The following is a 17,417-nucleotide window of genomic DNA, read 5'->3' as shown; positions in this document are numbered from 1 at the left end:
CGTATCTTTCGAGTGGTCTTCTCGTGGTGAGAAGCGGGTCAGTGATGGCCAGTCGGGTCCGTCTTGCCGCTTTTGCGCGCGGCGTGCAGCGCGTCGATCTGCGCTTCGTAGGCGTCGTTGAACGCCTTGCCGAACAGTCGCTGAAAATCGTCCTCCGCTTCCCGCGCGACATCCGCCTGTCTGTCGACGAACAGGTCCCACAGCTTCGCCTTGCGGTTCGACAACACCTTCTCCATGACGCCGCCCTCTTTCAACTGGGCTTCGATACTGGCGGGATCAAAACGGCTGAGCACTTCCGCCAGCGCCGCCCGCATGCCGACGATCACCGCCAGTTCGTGGGACTCGATATCGGCGAACGCCCGCTCGAGCGCTTCGGCGGGCGGCAGATAACCCGCGCCGCGGCCCGTCAGCATCTGCGCCAGCGCGCTGTCGACATCGGGGAAAAATTTCAGGGGATTGTTGTCACGCGCAACGATCAGCGTGACGTCGAGGCGCGCTTCGCGCCGCGTCATCGAACGCGCGCGCAGCACCGCCATCGTGCCGCGCAACGCCTCACGCAGCATCATGCCGACCAGTCGCGCGAGTTCCTCAGGCGGCAGGTTGGGCGCGCGCGTGGGGTCCAGGCCCAGCCCTTCGAGCAGCGCCGCGAACGCATCGCCATGCGAAGTCGGGCTGCGCGGCAGCGCGGGCTCGGATGGGGCCGGCCGGGCAGACGGCGCGGCGGTGTGAGCGGGGGGTGATGCGGCATCGGAAACAACTGCGGAAGCAACAGCAGACGCGACACTCGCAGCGCGCGGTGCCTCACGCTCACGTTGCGTGAACGCAGCATGCTGCACGGCTGGCTCTACCGACGCAGGCGCGGGAACGGGCACAGCAGGCTTCCGCGCCGCCGCATCCGGCAACGAAGAAGCAGGCGCGATCTCGGTGAGGTCTTCCGGAAGAGGTGTGCCCGCTACCGGCGCAAGCAGATCGTCGAACGGTGTGGCCGCGCCAGCGCCGGGGCTGTCGAGCAGGCTGGCCGGCAAGCCGGTGGGCCCGCCTGCTGGCGCAGCGCTCTGCGGTGCGATTAAAGGCGCAGGCGCAACGTGCGGCGCAGGCGATGCCGCAGACGGCGGCGGCGCAAAGAGCGGCGACGTATGCGCTGCTGCCGTCGGCATGCCGCCAGGTTGCGACGGCGCTTCCCATTGCGCGAGCACATCGGCGAGCGGGTCGTAATCAGCGGGGATCCCGCCAGACGAACCCGTCGCCGGACCCGGCACGACGGGCGCCGCAGGCGTGGGAGCAGGCGGTGTGGCAACAGGCGCCGAGAACGCCTGAAACTCCGGCGCGACATGATCGCTTTCCGAACCCGTGTAGCGCGGCCCCGACGCAATCGGCGCGCGTTCGCCGAACGCGGGCTGCCCCAGCGGATCGAGTGCGCCGAGACCAAACGGGTCGCCCTGCGCGTCGGCAGGCAACGGTCCGTCGAGCACCTTCACGGACGCCAGCGGATCAGCCAGGCCCGTCACGCTGCGCGCTCCCGCCACGCACGCGGCAATCGTCACTTCGAGCAGGTAGGTGCCTATCAGCAGCCGGTCACCGTTCGCGAGCCGCGCCTCGCGCGTGCCGCCCAGCGCGCGCTGGTTGAGCACGCTGGGGTTGCTGCCGAGATCGCACAACAGATACTCGCCGCCGCGGAATTCGATGCGCGCATGCACGCGCGAAATCGCGCGCTGCTGGTCGGGCAACACCAGCGTGCAATCCGTCGCGCGGCCAATCGTGCCGCCCGCCGGGCCGAACTCGACCGCGATCGGCTCCGCGACCGGCTCGTCATTGAAGCGCGCGACGCGCAACGAAAGAATCAGATCGTCCACTTGTCTCCCCGGCCCCAACGGCCAAGCATCGCGTCATGATGTGAGCGTCGTCATTTAAGCTTCTTCGTGCCATCGTCGGCGTCTTTTGGCGCGGTCGGCGCGGTCGGCGACGAGCCGCTGCCGGAGCCCGCCGAGCCACCCGAATTCAACAGGATCGGCGTCCCGGACACCGCGACGCTCGCTGGCCCGACCACGATGAAAGCGCCGCCTGCCTTGAGGGTGATACTCACACCCGCTTCGATCACGACGTTCATGCCCGCCTTGATATGCACGTTCATGCCCGCATCGAGCGCGTAGTCCATGCCGACTTTTTCCTGCAGCTTCTGGCTGACGTTCAACGAATCGTTGCCGTCTACTTTTGCGTTGCGGTCGCCCGTCACGGCATCGTGCCGCGCGCCCGTCACCGCGATGAATTCGTTGCCCGTGACTTTCAGATGCCGGTCGTTGCCGACGTTGGCCAGCGTGTCGTTCTTGATCCACGTTTCATGGTCTTTTTCCGCGTGAAAGAACAGTTGCTCGCTGCCCTTCGTGTCGTCGAAACGCATTTCGTTGAAGCCGCCACCGCCTTTGGTCGAATTGCTCTTGAGCGTCGAGAGCGCGGAATTCGCCGGCAGGTCGTAGGGCGGCATCGTGTTGGCGTTGTATACGCAGCCCGTCACGAGGGGCCGGTCCGGATCGCCTTCGATGAAATCGACCAGCACTTCCTGACCGATGCGCGGAATGAAGAACGTGCCCCAGCGCTTGCCCGCCCAGCTGTGCGACACGCGCACCCAGCAGCGCTTCATCCGTTCGCTGCTATCGGACGGCGGCGCGAACTGCTCCCAGTGAAACTGCACCTTGATGCGGCCATACTTGTCGGTCAGGATCTCGTCGCCGTCGGGGCCGACCACCATCGCGGTCTGCGGTCCCGCCACGACGGGGCGCGGCGTGATGCGTTCGGCGCGGAACTGGTTCTCCTTGCGCAGCACCGTGAAGCTGCAATCGAAGAACGGCAGCGCAGGGTTGTCGTTGTACGTCGACAGATAGGTGTCCGAGTTGATTTCGTAGTCGGCGCTTGTCACAAGATAGTCGTGGTTCTGCGCATCGCACGCGTGTTCCTGCAGCTTGAAGAGTCCGCCCGGCCACACGCCGCGTGCGCTGGTGCGTCCGCTGATGCTATCGTTGCGCGCCTGGCGTATTTCCACGCCGACCTTCGCGTAACGGTCGCCGTCGCTCGACTCGATATGGCCGCTCAGATGCTCCTGCATCGTGTACACCGGCGGGTCGTACACTTTCGGCCTCGTCGCCCGCGACAGCAGGCCCTGCTGGTTGCTCGACGACGGCTTCTCGAAGTCGTATTCGTTGACTTCGTACTTGCCCGTCTGCAGTTCCGCACCCGACGACCATTGATACACGCATTCCTTCTCCTGCACCGGTTCGTACCAGCCGTCGTACGAAATGGTCGCGTAGTGAGGGATCGACGTGTGGACGTCCGCGGAATCGGTCATCACGAGCGTATGCTTGCCGCCTTTATGCTCGACGTAGTAGTAGATGCCTTCGTGCTCCATCAGGCGGCTGACGAACGCGAAATCGGTCTCGCGATACTGCGCGCAATGCTCCAGCGTCGAATAGGTTGCCGAGCATTTGTTGCTCATGTCGACGTCGTAGTCCTGCAGCACTTTCGCGATGATGTCGGGCACCGTCATCTCGTGAAAGAACCGGCAGTGCGACGCACGCGTGAGCAGCCAGAGCCTCGGCCGCACTATCGCCTCGTAGCGGGCCATGCGGCTGCGGGTCTTGTCGCCGGGCGCGAGCAGACGAAAGGCGGTCACGATGCCGTTGATCTGCCGCTCGCCGTCGGACGGCAAGTCGATCGCCACGGAGATGTCCTGGCCGAGCAGATCGCCCGGCTTCAGGTCGTTGCTCGTGCTGAGCACATCCAGATGAAACTCGCTCAACCGGCCCAGTTCCTCATGGCCCGTCAGGCGCAGGAACAGCAGGTCGCTGCCGGCAGGCGCGCAACTGACGGTGACGTGTCGGGAGGTGTCCTGGCTGGTCATGTCACGGAATCATTGTCTTGACGGTGGCCGGGTTGACGATCGTGACCACACCGCCCCAATTGCACATGCACTTCGAGACGTTGTCGAGCGACGGCTGATTGCCGAGCAGCACAGTCGGCGCACCCGTCACCCACGGCGACATCGTCGCGGGTATGCACGGCATCGGCGTCAGCACGCCGAGCGCCGCCGTCGTCGCGGCAGCCACCGTCGGATTGGACGGCGCGCTGCACATGCCGAACGGCATGATGTTCACGAGCGGCACGTGATCCATGATGTTGGCCGCAGGCGGCCCCTCGCCCATCACGCGATTCACGGGCAGCACCACGAGCGTCGACGGCGCTGCGCCGAACGAGCATTGCAGCGTCGCACCCATGCTGACCTGTTGCGGCATACGAACACTCCGTCAATCGAACGCGTAGACGAACTCGCCGTCGCGCGCGCCAATCTGCACCCTCGACACGGACGTGCCATTCATCATCCGCGTCAGGAACTCATTGCTGATATGCGGCAGCAGCGTGTTCGTCAGAATCGCGTCGATCATCCGGCCGCCGCTTTCCAGTTCCGTGCAGCGGCTCGCGATCAGCTTCACGACGTCGTCGTCATACGCGAAGGGAATCTTGTGCGTCGTGCGCACGCGCTTCTCGATTCGCCCAAGCTGCAAACGGATGATCGCGCCGAGCATCGCGTCGGACAGCGGGTAGTACGGAATCACGACCACGCGCCCGAGCAGCGCGGGCGGAAACACCTTCAGCAGCGGCTCGCGCAGCGCCTTCGCGATGCCCTCCGGCTCAGGCATCAATTCCGGGTCCTTGCACAGGTTGGTGATGAGATCGGTGCCCGCGTTGGTCGTGAGCAGGATCAGCGTGTTCTTGAAGTCGATCACGCGCCCTTCGCCGTCTTCCATCCAGCCCTTGTCGAACACCTGGAAGAAGATCTCGTGCACATCGGGATGCGCCTTTTCCACCTCGTCGAGCAGCACGACGCTATACGGGCGGCGGCGCACCGCTTCCGTCAGCACACCGCCTTCGCCATAGCCGACATAGCCGGGCGGCGCACCCTTGAGCGACGACACCGTGTGGGCTTCCTGATACTCGCTCATGTTGATGGTGATGACGTTTTGCTCGCCGCCGTACAGCACTTCAGCTAGCGCCAGCGCGGTTTCCGTCTTGCCCACGCCCGACGTGCCCGCGAGCATGAACACGCCGATCGGCTTGTTCGGGTTGTCGAGGCCGGCGCGCGAGGTCTGGATGCGCCGCGCGATCATCTCGGTCGCGTGACCCTGGCCGATGATCCGCTTGTTCAGGTTCTCGGCGAGTTTCAGCACGTTCTCGATCTCGTTGCGAACCATTCGCCCAACGGGGATGCCCGTCCAGTCCTGCACCACGGAAGCAACCGCCTGCTGGTCGACAGTGGGCAGAATCAGCGGATCGTCGCCCTGGTGCTCCGCAAGCTTCGCCTGCAGTTCACGCAGCTCGGCAAGCTGCGTTTCGCGCGCGGCTTCATCGGCGGGCGTCGCGGCAACGGCTTGCGCTGCGCCTTCGACCTTGCCCGTCTCGTTGCGCAATTGGGCGCGCAAATCGAGGATGCGCGTGACCAGTGCCTTTTCCGCTTCCCAGCGCGCTTCGAGTTCAGCCAGACGCGCCCGCTCGGCCGTCACGCGTTCAGTCGCTGCAGCGAGCCGTTCCGCCGTATCCACACCGACAGCCGTCTCGCGTCCTATGATCTGCAACTCCGTTTCGAGCGCCGCGATGCGCTTTCTCGAATCGTCGACGGAAGGCGGCGTAGCGTGCTGGCTCACCGCGACCCGCGCACACGCGGTGTCGAGCAGACTCACCGATTTATCCGGCAACTGGCGCGCGGGAATGTAGCGATGCGACAGCCGTACGGCCGCTTCGAGCGCTTCGTCGAGCACCTGCACCTTGTGATGCTGTTCCATCGTCGAGGTGATGCCGCGCATCATCAGGATCGCCTTCGTCTCGTCGGGCTCGGGCACCTGCACGACCTGGAAGCGGCGCGTGAGCGCCGGGTCTTTTTCGATGTGCTTCTTGTACTCCGCCCATGTGGTCGCCGCGACGGTGCGCAGCGTGCCGCGTGCAAGCGCCGGCTTCAGCAGGTTCGCCGCGTCGCCCGTCCCCGCCGCGCCGCCCGCGCCGACCAGCGTATGCGCTTCGTCGATGAACAGGATGATCGGCTTCTCCGATGCCTGCACTTCCTCGATCACCTGGCGCAGCCGGTTCTCGAATTCGCCCTTCATGCTCGCGCCCGCCTGCAGCAGACCGACGTCGAGCGTGCGCAACTGAACGTCGCGCAGCATAGGCGGCACGTCGCCCGCGACGATGCGCTGTGCGAAACCTTCGACCACGGCCGTCTTGCCGACGCCCGCTTCGCCCGTCAGGATCGGATTGTTCTGGCGGCGGCGCATCAGAATGTCGACCACCTGACGGATCTCTTCGTCGCGACCGACGATCGGGTCGAGCTTGCCGCTGCGCGCCTGCTCGGTCAGATCGGTAGTAAAGCGCCTGAGCGCTTCCTGCTTGCCCATCGCGGCGGGCGGCACGGTGCCGTCCGCGCTGCCGGATTGCGCGGCGCCTGCGGCCTGAGAACCGTCGGTCGCCGTCATCTCCGCTTCGGGCGAGCCGCCCAGCAGACTATCGAATTCATCGACGAGCGCATCGAGCTTGATCCGCTCGAACTGGCGCGAGATGCCGTACAGCCCGTTGCGCAGCGACGGCGTCTTCAGCAACCCGACCACGAGGTGCCCCGTGCGTACCTGATACTCGCCGAACATCAGCGAGCCGAACACCCAGCCGCGCTCGACGGCTTCTTCGACCTGCGACGAAATGTCGACCACCGACCCCGCGCCGCGCGGCAACCGGTCGAGCGCTTCCGTCAGATCGCGTGCAAGCGCCGATGGCTCGATGCCGAAATGCTTGACGATGCGATGCAGGTCCGAGTCCTGCAACTGCAGGATCTGATGGAACCAGTGCACCAGTTCGATATAAGGATTGCCGCGCAACTTGCAGAACACGTTTGCGCTTTCGATGGCGCGATAGGCCAGCTTGTTCAGCTTGCCGAACAACGCCGCTCGTTTGATCTCGGCCATGTCTGTCAGTCCTTCGATGAGTGTTGGGATGCCGGCTCGCTCGCCCGTGCGTCGCTGCGCGCGGGCTCGCCGGGCCGTCCGGACAACGAAGCGGGATGTAATCGCAACTGACGCTGGTCCTGCGTGGCCGGACCGCCCAGCAGCCAGCTCGTGTAACCAAGCCGCGCGTGCCGCCCCAGCGCGAGACGCGGTACTTCCGCCTGCCTGAGCCACAGGTTCACGTCCCAATCGAGGCCGTCGCGCGCGTAGTTGCGGACCCAGTCGGTGAGACGTCGCAGGCTGTCGCCGCCAGGCAGGAAGCGTTCATAGTCAGTGAGCGTCAACGGACCAATGACGATGCGAAACTTGTGCTGGCAATCCCACACGCGTGCGCCAAGCAGCGTGGAGACGCCGAGCGATGCCGACCCGTCTCGCGCGCCAAGCCGCGAAAGCGTGTCGCGCGGCAGTTCCATCCAGTGGCCAATCCATTGCTCGATGCGCACGGGCAGGTTGAAAAAGCGCGCCAGTATCAGTTGCAGTCCTTCGGCGGGACGCGTCGGTCCCGCCAGCAGGCCGGCGAAATGCAGCTTCGCGAAATCGGGTACCGCGTCGCGCTCGCGCAGCGCCGCTTCACCCAGCCCGAACGTGCTGCCGACATACACGGAAAAGCGGTCGCGCTCCGGCCGGTCGAGACTCACGGTCGGCTGCGCATTGGCCCACGCGCGATAGAACAGCGACACCATCCGGTGATGAAAAATGTCGAGAAAGCGCGCGAAGGTGGGATCGTTCGCGTTGCGCGCACGGTCGCGCACGTACTCGGTCAGGTGCACGGGCATCGGGCCGTGCGGTCCCAACAGGCCGAAGAAGTTGACCGCCAGCCGCGCCGCGTGGCCATCGTGCGACGGACTCAACACGCCGAGCGTGGTCGGGTGAAAGATCAGCTCGGGTTCCTGCGAGAAGCGCACTGCGTCGTCGCGCGGACGCAGCGATTCGCCGATGCGCGGCTTGTCGCGGTAGGCATTCTCGATCAGCCTCAGCGCCTGGAAGAAATCGAAGCGCGAGGCGTGCGCTTCGAGTTCGCGCAGCAGGGTCAGAGCGTCCGGCATTGTCCGACCCTCGCTGGCCAGCGCATGATCTCGCCGCGCGACAGCGTTCTGACCACCGTCTCGGCGAATGAATTGATCGATACGTATTGCGCGAAATAGTGCGACAACACCGCGCCGAGCAGAAATGCGCCCGCCCCTTCGAAAGCCGCGTCGTCGAGCGTCACTGTGATCGCGAGTCCACGTCCGAACACGATCGGCCCGGTCGTGGGCAGACGCCGCGTGACGGGCTGAGACCCGATCGAATGCAGGCCTTCGATCATGCGCTGAGCAGGCGCGTCGTCGACGGGACAATAGAGGCTCAGCAGATCGCGCATCGCGCGAGCGCCCTCTTTCGCGTCGCTGTCGACGAGCGACGCATAGTTCAGCGACAGATGACTCAGCAGCCGCCACGCGACCGCGCCATCCGCATACGACGGCAGCGGACGGCTGGGTCCGCTCACACACCGCACGCTTTCGATGGGCGCCTCAACGTCGAGGGTAAAGTCACTCGCGCCGACGCCGATCGACAACGTGAGCGGCAGATCGCGGTTCGTACAGAGCACTTGCAGCCCGAGCTGGCGCAGGTCGCCGCGAAACGGCGCGTTCGCGGCATCCACGAGCGCGATGAAAGTCTCGCTGCCCAGATAGCTGGTGCGCGGTCCGCGCTCCGTCTGACGCGACGAGCGCATGCGTTTGTCGCGCCGCACCTGGTAGAACGCGCCTGAACCATAGCCGGCGCCGAGGTCGCGCGCATGATAGAACGGCTCGAACTTCTGCTCGGCGGCCGCCCCTGCGCCGTAGCCGGTGACGTCCTCGATCCGGTAGATCTCGAAGTCCATCGGACGCGTGCGGTCGGCCACCACGTGATATTCGAACTGCTCGGCCGACAGCGCGATGCGGTCGGTACGGCGCGGAAACAGGTTGATCGCGGGCGTGCAGTAGAGCGCGAAATTCGATGAATCGACAGCCTGTTCGAGCATCGGGTCGCCGCGCTTCAACAAGACGATCACTTCGACCTCGTTGTCGCCGCAACGCCGTAGCGCCTGCTGCAAGCCGTCGATCGCGACGAACATGAAACGCGGCGCGAACGCGAAATACTCCTGCAACAACCGGTAGCCCTGAAACGATTGCTTGCTGATGGGCAGCAGCGCTTCGTCTTCGGCGAAGCCTGTTGGCGCGACGGCCGTGGCGGGCAGTTGCGCGTGCCAGGTCGCGGGCCGCGATACGGGCATCACGACCACACCCATCGCCGAGCCGACGAGTCGCTCGTAGAGACGCGTGGGCATCGAGTCGGTGCCGCGCAGATACAGCACCAGTCTGTCGAGCTTCAACTGGTTTATCTTCAGGCCTGCCGTCGCGCGCAGACGCAGCCGCAGGCCGGCCTTGACGCCCGCAGGCAACGCGATGTCGGCGCCGCCCAGCGAGCCGGAATGCGTGAAGAACTTTGCATCGGCAATTTCAAGCGGCCATAGCGTCAGGTCGTGCGCGCTGCGATATTCGCAACGTGTCGAGCCGTTCTTGTCGAGCAGGCTGCGCAACGCGCTGCCGCGCGCAATCTTCACGCCTTCCGCGAGACCCGCGTTGCTCAGATCGGGCTGGATCTGCACGACCGCCATCGACGGCGTCGGCGCCAGATAGTGCGGATAGACCAGTTCCGCGAGATGCTGCGTAAAGCGCGGAAACTCCGCATCGATCTTCAGTTGCACGCGTGCCGCGAGAAAGCTGAAGCCTTCGAGCAGACGCTCGACGTACGGGTCCGCGCATTCCAGGCTTTCGAGCCCGAGCCGCCCGGCGATCTTCGGAAACTCTCTCGCGAACTCGCCACCCATTTCCCGCAGGTGCTGGAGTTCCGTGCTGTAGTACTTGATCAGTTCCGGGTTCATGGGTTCAGCGCGTGCCGCTCTGGTCGATCACTCTGATTTCCCCGGCCTCCAGATCCAGTTCAGTGCGGAAATAGAGTCGTTCAGGGTACGGTTGCGCCCACAGATCTCCTTCAATCAGAAACGACACCGTGTTGTGGCGGCCCGTGGTCTCTTCAACCTGGATCGCCGTCACGCGCACCGTCTCGCGCAGAATGCGCGGCTCGAACGCCCAGATCGCATCGCGCACGTGCTTTTCGAGTTTCGCCCGGTCGACACCCGACGCGGTCTTGCCGGCGATATCGGGAAAGCCGTAGTTCAGCACCGAATTGCTCACATACGGATAAGCCGACAGGTCTTGCACCGAAGCGAGACCGTTCGCATTGAGAAGCCAGCCGAGATCGCGCTGCACGCTCTGACGCAGCGCGCGTATCGACAGCACACGGCGTTCGCGTGCTTCCTGCTTGAGTTCGGGCTCGTGGTCGGTCAGCCGGTCGAGCAACGACGGTTGCAGCCGGTCGCGCGTGCTCAGTTCAGCCATGATCCCGTACGGCGCCCGCGCCGCCCTCGCTGTCGCCCGACGGTGCCTCTACCGCCAGTTCGATCGTGCGGATATCGAGCAATGCGTAGTCGTTTGCATCGGTGGTCAGCATCCGTTGCCCGACGGGACGGGCGAAAGCATCGTCGCCGATCCATTCGGTCAGGTGCGCGAGCCAGAGCGCGTGCTTCTTCTCTGCCAGCGTGCCGGCGTAGCGCGTCGGAATGAGCCCCGCCGCCTGACCATCGTTGGCCCAGGTCAGCACGGCCGGCATCCAGACGCGGTCGCGCAGATCGACAGGCGCCTCGATCTCGATGCGCTTGATGCGGAAAAACGGCACCCAGTAGTAACGGCCGTTGAGCACCGTTTCGAGCACCGGCCCGAGCCGCGTGTCGGCATCGGCGATCCACTCGAAGGGTTCGCCGTTCACGTTGCCCGGGGTGGCGGGCGCTTCGCCGAGCGCCTGCTCGCGCGCGGCCACGGCGGCTGCGTGGTCGCCCGCAGCATCGAGCCGCAATGCTTCGACCAGCAATGCGAGCCAGCTGGTCGGCTCGCCGAAAATTAATGGCGCATGGGCGCCGTTGAAAACGGCCTCACGCAGCGCTTCACATTGCAGCGCCTCGCGATAGGTTTGCACCATCGGCAAGGCCGCAGCGTCGAGATCGCCGACCACATTGAGCTGCGTCAACGCGCGGTCCCACGCGCCGAGCACGGCGAGCAGCTGAAACAGGAACACGCGGTGCGCCGCTTTCGACGGATCGTTGCGAACCTGCATTTGCAACAGGCGCAGACACTCGTCCAGATTGCCTTCGCGCAAGCTTTCTTCTGCCGTCATGTCAGTTCGCTCCGTCAGGCCGGGTCAATGCTGCTGCACCACATTGCGATGCCGGCGCTTGCGCGATGGCATCGCAATGCCGCCGCGCCACACACCCCGAGGCGCGGCGGTAAGCTGCTGCTAGCCGTTGGTTGCGTCGTTCTTGACGATGTTCCACTTCATCTCGACGACCCCACCTTCCTTCGCGCCCTTCGCGTTCTGCGGCTGATATTCGACGTGGAACTGCTCGAAGTTCAGCGTCACGTTCTCGGTGAAGCGATCCTCGCCACCCGAGCCGCCCGTCGAATACGAACTGATCAGGCACGCGGTCAGTGTGACCTTGTAGTACTCGAGTGGATTGTCGCCGCCAGCCTTGCGCACGGTCAGAACGACTGAGTCGATGTGCGAGCCCTTCGCGCAGGACAGCATGATCGTCGGCGTCGCCTTGTCGACGTATTTGGTGAACGATATGTCCTGCACGTTCACCTTGCCGGCCCCGCCGCCCGTTCCCAGATGCATCGTGCCGCTCTGGCTCAGCCCCCAGCTCCACGCGAGTACATCGATCTCATCCTTATGGCTCTTATCCTGAGATTCGCCCTTGATGTCACCCAGCTTAATGAACATATCGACGGCCATGTTCTTCTCCAGTCAAATCGGTTCGCCACTGATAATGGAATTCCGTCAAGCCGCCTTGGCGGACGGAAGCTTCGAGACCAGCCGCAACGACACGGTCAGGCCTTCCAACTGATAATGCGGACGCAGGAAAAACTTCGAGGTGTAGTAACCCGGGTTGCCTTCGACTTCTTCGATCACGACTTCAGCTGCGGCTAGCGGCCGGCGAGCTTTCGACTCTTCCGTGGAATGGGCCGGGTCGCCGTCGACGTATTGCAGGATCCAGTTCTGCAGCCAGCGCTGCATGTCGTCCTTTTCCTTGAAGCTGCCGATCTTGTCGCGCACGATGCACTTCAGGTAGTGCGCAAAACGGCTGCATGCAAACAGATATGGCAGGCGCGCCGCCAGATTCGCATTGGCGGTTGCATCGGCGTCTTCGTATTCGGCGGGCTTGTGCAGCGATTGCGCACCGATAAACGCCGCAAAATCCGAGTTCTTCTTGTGCACCAGCGGCATGAAGCCGTTCTTGGCCAGCTCCGCCTCGCGCCGGTCGCTGATCGCGATTTCGGTGGGGCACTTCATGTCGACGCCGCCGTCGTCGGTCGGGAACGAATGCACCGGCAAGCCTTCCACCGCACCGCCCGATTCAATGCCGCGAATCCGCGAGCACCAGCCGTACATCTTGAATGAGCGGTTGATGTTGGTCGCCATCGCATAGGCGGCGTTGGCCCACGTATATTTGCTGCTGTCCGCGCCCGCGGTGTCTTCCTCGAAATCGAATTCCTCGACCGGGTTCGTCTTCGCGCCATACGGCGCACGCGCGAGAAAGCGCGGCATCGCAAGACCGATATAGCGCGAGTCTTCCGATTCGCGCAGCGAGCGCCACGCGGCATGCTCGGGCGTCTGGAAGATCTTCGTCAGATCGCGCGGGTTCGCCAGCTCCTGCCACGAATCCATCAACATCACCGACGGGTCCGCGGCAGAGATAAACGGCGCATGGGCGGCGGCCGATATCTTCGCCATCTGCGTCAGCAGGTCGACATCCGGGCCGCTGTTGTCGAAGTAGTAGTCGGCGACCAGCGATCCATAAGGCTCGCCACCGAACTGGCCATATTCTTCTTCATAGAGCTTCTTGAAGAACGGGCTCTGATCCCATGCAGTGCCTTTGTACTTCTTGAGCGTCTTGTGCAACTCGCCCTTCGAAATGTTCATCACGCGAATCTTCAGCGTTTCGTCCGTCTCGGTGTTATTCACCAGATAGTGCAGACCGCGCCACGCACTCTCCACTTTCTGGAACTCTTCCGAGTGGATGATCAGGTTGATCTGATCGCTGAGTTTCTTGTCGATCTGGGCGATCAGGCTTTCGATCGTCGCCAGCACGTCATTGGAAATAACAGCGGTATCGCGCAGCGCCTGTTCGGCCAGCGTGCGCACGGCTGTTTCGACGGCTTCCTTTGCCTTGTCGCTTTTCGGCTTGAATTCCTTCTGCAGCAGATTCGCGAAGTCGCTCATCTCGAGCGTGCCCTCGGTCTGCTGGACTTGTCCTTCCGGGGTGGGTTCGGCCATGGTCAGACTCCACTGTTAGTCAGTCGCGCTTATTCCTGTGGCTTCGGCGCGGATGCGAGCGATTGCAGCAAGGCCGGGTCGTTCAGCACCTTCGCGATCAACTCCTCGGCGCCTGTCTTGCCATCCATGTAAGTCAAGAGGTTCTGCAACTGGCCGCGCGCTTCGAGCAGCTTCGACAGCGCGTCGACCTTGCGTGCGACTGCGGCAGGAGAGAAGTCGTCCATGCTTTCGAAGGTCATGTCGACGGCAAGATTGCCTTCGCCCGTCAACATGTTCGGCACCTGGACCGCGACGCGCGGCTTCATCGACTTCAGGCGTTCATCGAAGTTGTCGACGTCGATTTCGAGAAACTTGCGGTCTGCAACGGGCGCGAGCGGATCCGCTGGCTGTCCGGAGAGGTCGGCCAGCACGCCCATCACAAAAGGCAGATTCACCTTCTTCTCCGAGCCATACACTTCGACGTCGTACTCGATCTGCACGCGCGGCGCGCGATTGCGTGCAATGAATTTCTGACTGCTTTCTTTGGCCACGACAGTTCCCCTGGTTGACGCCGCACCGTCGACAGGCGGGGCGGCGTATCCGTTACGATGCTGACGACTCCCCGACGACTATTCTTCGATACCGCCAACCTGCCGGGCCTGGCCGAGACCTTCCGGCGCGAGGTCCTGCAATATCTCCATGAAGCTCTTGTCCACCAGACGGCGCGCCCGTGCCAGCAACAACGGCAACGGGCTCGACGGTTCATGCTGTTCGTAATAGGCGCAGATCTTGTCGAGCAAACGGATCACGTCTTCGCGGCTGTTGACTTCTCCGCTGGGTGCCGCGCGCGCCGATCCACCTGCGCCGCCCGCGCCACCTGCGCCGGCCGTCGCGTCATCCCCGCCTTCGCCGGCTAGCGCGTCGCCCTCTGCCTGCTGGCCAGCGCCGCCGATTCGCTCGCCGAGGAAGCCGGCCGCCTGTTGCAACAGACGCGACAGCGGCGACAGGTCGATCGCCTGAGCCGCGCCGACGCGCTCCGTCAACAGCAATTCAATGCGGATGTTGCTCTGGCGCGCAGCGAGCAACGCGGCATGCACGGTTGCCGCTTCGTCTCGCACGTCGGCGATTGCCGCGTCGATCGAGGCGAGCGTCGGCGGTTCGACGCCCTCGGGTACGGGCGTATCGCCCATCGCATATTCGATGTCGCGCAGACGCACGATTCCATGCGTGCGCGACGCGGCAAACGCAGTGTCGCGCACATCCAGCAGCATGCCCGCCTGTTCGACGAGCACGGCCAGCGCATTGATGCGCGCGGTTGGATCGTTATCGTCGTCAGGATCGAGTTGCGGATAGACGTGATCCCAATGCCGTTCGAGCAGGCCTTCGATCAGGCCCATTCCTTCGGCAAGACCCGTGAAGCCCTGGCGGTTCAGGAGCGCGCGCACAAGATGTGCGGCGACACGCAAGTCGCGGCTCCTGTTGAACAGTTCGAGAGAGAGGGCTTGAGCTGTCTTCCAGTCAGGCGGTGTGGCGGCGACTACCGTGTCGCCGTACTGGACTTCCGGTTTGCCGTGCACGACCTGTTCGAGTTCGAGAAACATCGGGTCGTACTCGACGTCGTCCCCGCATGGGCTGTCAGGCGATATATCGGCAAGCAGTACCCCGGCATCGAGCGTGGCCATTGTTGTATCGGCTTCAGTCTGAAACGAATAGTTTTAGCGTGCTGATCCCTCGCGACGAGGCACGCCACGGTAACTTCCGAATCCGGTCTTATTCAAACCGATCTACAACAAATTAATACGCAATGCCTATAGAAATACACGATACCGTGATGCTTCGCTACGGACATTTCGACCACAGACCGATATGAGGATAGCACGCAATATTCAAATTAAAAGGACCTGCTTCATAGTCACGAATCTGAAAGAGACGCCGCGAAAAACTGCTCCATACAATACTTCTTAAGTGCCTTAAAAAAACAGTTAGATGACGATATACAGTACTTTCTGATCATTGTTCACACAGTGTCACGCTCTGTTCATTGATGACGAATTACTCACCAATCGAGATCATTGTCACTGGTAAACGTATCGGGTTTACCAAAATGAAAACGTATTGAAATCGAATGCCGCAAGGTAAACCCTCATATAGCTTTTGTCGTTCAATGTGCAATACCTAAAGCGTTGCTTTTCGCAGTGTTTAGGCGAAAATCAGGTTCTCCCGGTCACGCCCGATAACAGCGTGCCGATAGTCGTAGCCGCATTCCGGCATCCCCTGCTTCAAACGAACTGACACGTATCGAACATCGGGAAGTGAATCCGCACAGCGTGACGCTGTGCTCATCATGCGGGGTGACATGTGACACACATTGAAAGCGCACACGCAGCCGAGTGCGCGTGCGACAGTGCGTTACCTGACCTGTGGCAACGACGCACATCTCTGAATCACGAAGAGATGGCTTCGATCTACAGGGTCGTGCGCCATGCGTTGCAGGGATACCATCCATTCGAACTACAGGCGCTAGGCGAAGACAAGGAAGAACTCATTTCGCAGTTCATCTACTTCAAGGTTTTCCGCCTCGAAGCCGCAAATCCGCACCCGGAAGCGTTTCCATTGCACAGCGCGCCATCGAGCGGTCATGCGGTGTGCGCGTACTTTCGCCGCTACCTGATCGATTGCCTGCGTAATGCCGCGCATCAACGCAACGTATCGTTCGACGATGAAAGCGTGCTGGCCGAAGTCGAGCAGCAGGCGGCCGCGCAAAGCGATCCCGTTGGCTCCGCGCTGATCCAGTACGGGCTCGACGAGCAAACCGTGCGTGAGTCTGCCGCGCGCTTCATCGCGGGACTCGACGATCCCGACTGGTTGCTACTGTCGGGAAGTCTGGGCTGGCTGTCGAACGAAAAGGGCGGACTGTCGCAGATCGCAGCCCGCTATGGGATTGCGTCGTATCACTATCGCGCCCGAAAGCTCGGCGTGACGCTCAAAAAAGGCTCTTTGCCAGCCGACTTCGCCGCAACGAGTATCGGCGAGTGGATCAGCCATACGCTTGGCATCGACATTGCCGCGGAGAACCGCGTCGCGATCCTGATCGTACTGGGCATCCTCTCCGAACAATCGCGCGCACCGTCGGCTGAGCCCGGTCCGGCCAGAGGCTTCCTGTGCGACTTGCCACAGCAAGCCTGAGCGATCGCGGCGGCCGGCAGCGCAACGAGGACGCGATAGGCGACTGGTCGAGCGAGCGCCTTTACTACTGCGTGCTCGCGGACGGCGCGGGCGGACACGGCGGCGGCGATACCGCATCGGCAATCGTCGTCAACAGCGTACTCGCGGACTTGCGCTACCTGACGGTTGCAGAATTGCCGCCGACTGGCCAACGCCTCGTCAGAGCGATTGAGAATGCGAACGCGAATATTCTGGAAGAACAGGCGCACGGCGATGTCGCGTTGAAAGACATGCGCTCGACCGTCGTGCTGCTCGCGATCGACTGCGAACTGCGCACCGCGGCATGGGCGCATTGCGGCGATTCGCGACTTTACTGTTTTCGCGGCGGGCAGGTCAGCGTGCAAACGCGCGACCACAGTCTCGTTCAGGAGATGATCGACGCGCGCCTGATCACACCGGGCCAGGCGCGTCGTCATCCGCGCCGCAATGTGTTGCTCGCCGCGCTCGGCACAACTGGCGAGCTGGAAATCGACGGCGTCGAAGGCACGTACGGTCTGCTCGATCGCGACGCATTCCTGCTGTGCAGCGACGGCTTGTGGGAATACGTCGACGAAACCTATATGAGCGAGGCGCTCGGCGACGCCGCGACCCCGGATGCGTGGCTCGGCGCACTCGCGGCGCGCGTGCATGCGCTCGCGCCCGCAAGCCATGACAACTTCAGTGCACTGGCCGTGTGGATCGTCGATCCGGACGACATGGCGTCGACGATACTGAAGCCCGGTTGATCTGCATCGACACATAGGGCGCTATCCGTGCAATCACCGG

General features: G+C 63.2%; 14 protein-coding genes. 2 read left to right on the top strand and 12 right to left on the bottom strand.

What is annotated here, in order from left to right:
* Window positions 1–38: 38 nt before the first annotated feature.
* From tagH to tssA, 12 genes are all read right to left on the bottom strand, one after another.
* The gene (gene tagH / locus G3O01_RS13445; RefSeq protein ID WP_205805367.1) at window positions 39–1,853 is read right to left on the bottom strand and encodes a type VI secretion system-associated FHA domain protein TagH; all 1,815 of its coding nucleotides are present in this window, start codon (window positions 1,851–1,853) and stop codon (window positions 39–41) included.
* A 50-nt stretch (window positions 1,854–1,903) separates the two neighbouring features.
* Window positions 1,904–3,892, bottom strand: coding sequence for a type VI secretion system tip protein TssI/VgrG (gene tssI / locus G3O01_RS13440; RefSeq protein WP_205805365.1), 1,989 nt, complete (start codon window positions 3,890–3,892; stop codon window positions 1,904–1,906).
* A 1-nt stretch (window position 3,893) separates the two neighbouring features.
* On the bottom strand, window positions 3,894–4,283 hold the full coding sequence (locus G3O01_RS13435) for a DUF4280 domain-containing protein (protein WP_205805364.1): 390 nt from the start codon (window positions 4,281–4,283) through the stop codon (window positions 3,894–3,896).
* Window positions 4,284–4,295: 12 nt separating this feature from the next.
* Complete coding sequence (tssH, locus tag G3O01_RS13430; RefSeq protein WP_205805363.1) at window positions 4,296–6,995, bottom strand: type VI secretion system ATPase TssH; 2,700 nt, start codon at window positions 6,993–6,995, stop codon at window positions 4,296–4,298.
* A gap of 5 nt (window positions 6,996–7,000) precedes the next feature.
* Window positions 7,001–8,080 carry a type VI secretion system baseplate subunit TssG gene (gene tssG / locus G3O01_RS13425; protein ID WP_205805362.1) on the bottom strand — a complete coding sequence of 360 codons (1,080 nt, stop codon included), beginning with the start codon at window positions 8,078–8,080 and terminating at the stop codon, window positions 7,001–7,003.
* Window positions 8,065–9,942: a type VI secretion system baseplate subunit TssF gene (tssF, locus tag G3O01_RS13420; protein WP_205805361.1), complete on the bottom strand. Its 1,878-nt coding sequence runs from the start codon at window positions 9,940–9,942 to the stop codon at window positions 8,065–8,067. Before tssF ends, tssG begins: the two co-directional genes overlap by 16 nt.
* A 4-nt stretch (window positions 9,943–9,946) precedes the next feature.
* Window positions 9,947–10,459, bottom strand: a complete 513-nt coding sequence (gene tssE, locus G3O01_RS13415; RefSeq protein WP_205805358.1) for a type VI secretion system baseplate subunit TssE — start codon at window positions 10,457–10,459, stop codon at window positions 9,947–9,949.
* Window positions 10,452–11,291: a type VI secretion system accessory protein TagJ gene (locus tag G3O01_RS13410; protein ID WP_205805357.1), complete on the bottom strand. Its 840-nt coding sequence runs from the start codon at window positions 11,289–11,291 to the stop codon at window positions 10,452–10,454. Before G3O01_RS13410 ends, tssE begins: the two co-directional genes overlap by 8 nt.
* A 120-nt stretch (window positions 11,292–11,411) precedes the next feature.
* Complete coding sequence (locus tag G3O01_RS13405) at window positions 11,412–11,906, bottom strand: type VI secretion system tube protein Hcp (protein ID WP_205805356.1); 495 nt, start codon at window positions 11,904–11,906, stop codon at window positions 11,412–11,414.
* A 45-nt stretch (window positions 11,907–11,951) separates the two neighbouring features.
* Window positions 11,952–13,448: a type VI secretion system contractile sheath large subunit gene (tssC, locus tag G3O01_RS13400; protein WP_205805354.1), complete on the bottom strand. Its 1,497-nt coding sequence runs from the start codon at window positions 13,446–13,448 to the stop codon at window positions 11,952–11,954.
* Window positions 13,449–13,477: 29 nt separating this feature from the next.
* Complete coding sequence (gene tssB, locus G3O01_RS13395) at window positions 13,478–13,978, bottom strand: type VI secretion system contractile sheath small subunit (RefSeq protein WP_205805327.1); 501 nt, start codon at window positions 13,976–13,978, stop codon at window positions 13,478–13,480.
* A gap of 78 nt (window positions 13,979–14,056) precedes the next feature.
* A complete protein-coding gene (gene tssA / locus G3O01_RS13390; protein ID WP_205805324.1) occupies window positions 14,057–15,109 on the bottom strand; it encodes a type VI secretion system protein TssA in 1,053 nt (350 codons plus the stop codon).
* A 772-nt stretch (window positions 15,110–15,881) separates the two neighbouring features.
* On the opposite strand from tssA, the gene G3O01_RS13385 reads away from it, so the two are divergent.
* On the top strand, window positions 15,882–16,613 hold the full coding sequence (locus G3O01_RS13385; RefSeq protein ID WP_205805312.1) for a hypothetical protein: 732 nt from the start codon (window positions 15,882–15,884) through the stop codon (window positions 16,611–16,613).
* The gene (locus G3O01_RS13380; protein ID WP_205805310.1) at window positions 16,589–17,377 is read left to right on the top strand and encodes a protein phosphatase 2C domain-containing protein; all 789 of its coding nucleotides are present in this window, start codon (window positions 16,589–16,591) and stop codon (window positions 17,375–17,377) included. Before G3O01_RS13385 ends, G3O01_RS13380 begins: the two co-directional genes overlap by 25 nt.
* The last annotated feature ends 40 nt before the right edge of the window (window positions 17,378–17,417 follow it).

The sequence above is a fragment of the Burkholderia sp. Ac-20365 genome (assembly GCF_017104715.1).
In the GTDB taxonomy this organism is placed as follows: domain Bacteria; phylum Pseudomonadota; class Gammaproteobacteria; order Burkholderiales; family Burkholderiaceae; genus Paraburkholderia.
The sequence above is the reverse complement of the archived record's forward strand: the minus strand, read 5'-3'. Positions and strand labels throughout refer to the sequence as shown.

Bases quoted from the DNA above. Each gene is read 5' to 3' on its own strand.
- tssI (WP_205805365.1), bottom strand. From the start codon at position 3,892: ATGACCAGCCAGGACACCTCCCGACACGTCACCGTCAGTTGCGCGCCT.
- G3O01_RS13435 (WP_205805364.1), bottom strand. From the start codon at position 4,283: ATGCCGCAACAGGTCAGCATGGGTGCGACGCTGCAATGCTCGTTCGGC.
- tssH (WP_205805363.1), bottom strand. From the start codon at position 6,995: ATGGCCGAGATCAAACGAGCGGCGTTGTTCGGCAAGCTGAACAAGCTG.
- tssG (WP_205805362.1), bottom strand. From the start codon at position 8,080: ATGCCGGACGCTCTGACCCTGCTGCGCGAACTCGAAGCGCACGCCTCG.
- tssF (WP_205805361.1), bottom strand. From the start codon at position 9,942: ATGAACCCGGAACTGATCAAGTACTACAGCACGGAACTCCAGCACCTG.
- tssE (WP_205805358.1), bottom strand. From the start codon at position 10,459: ATGGCTGAACTGAGCACGCGCGACCGGCTGCAACCGTCGTTGCTCGAC.
- G3O01_RS13410 (WP_205805357.1), bottom strand. From the start codon at position 11,291: ATGACGGCAGAAGAAAGCTTGCGCGAAGGCAATCTGGACGAGTGTCTG.
- G3O01_RS13405 (WP_205805356.1), bottom strand. From the start codon at position 11,906: ATGGCCGTCGATATGTTCATTAAGCTGGGTGACATCAAGGGCGAATCT.
- tssC (WP_205805354.1), bottom strand. From the start codon at position 13,448: ATGGCCGAACCCACCCCGGAAGGACAAGTCCAGCAGACCGAGGGCACG.
- tssA (WP_205805324.1), bottom strand. From the start codon at position 15,109: ATGGCCACGCTCGATGCCGGGGTACTGCTTGCCGATATATCGCCTGAC.
- G3O01_RS13385 (WP_205805312.1), top strand. From the start codon at position 15,882: ATGGCTTCGATCTACAGGGTCGTGCGCCATGCGTTGCAGGGATACCAT.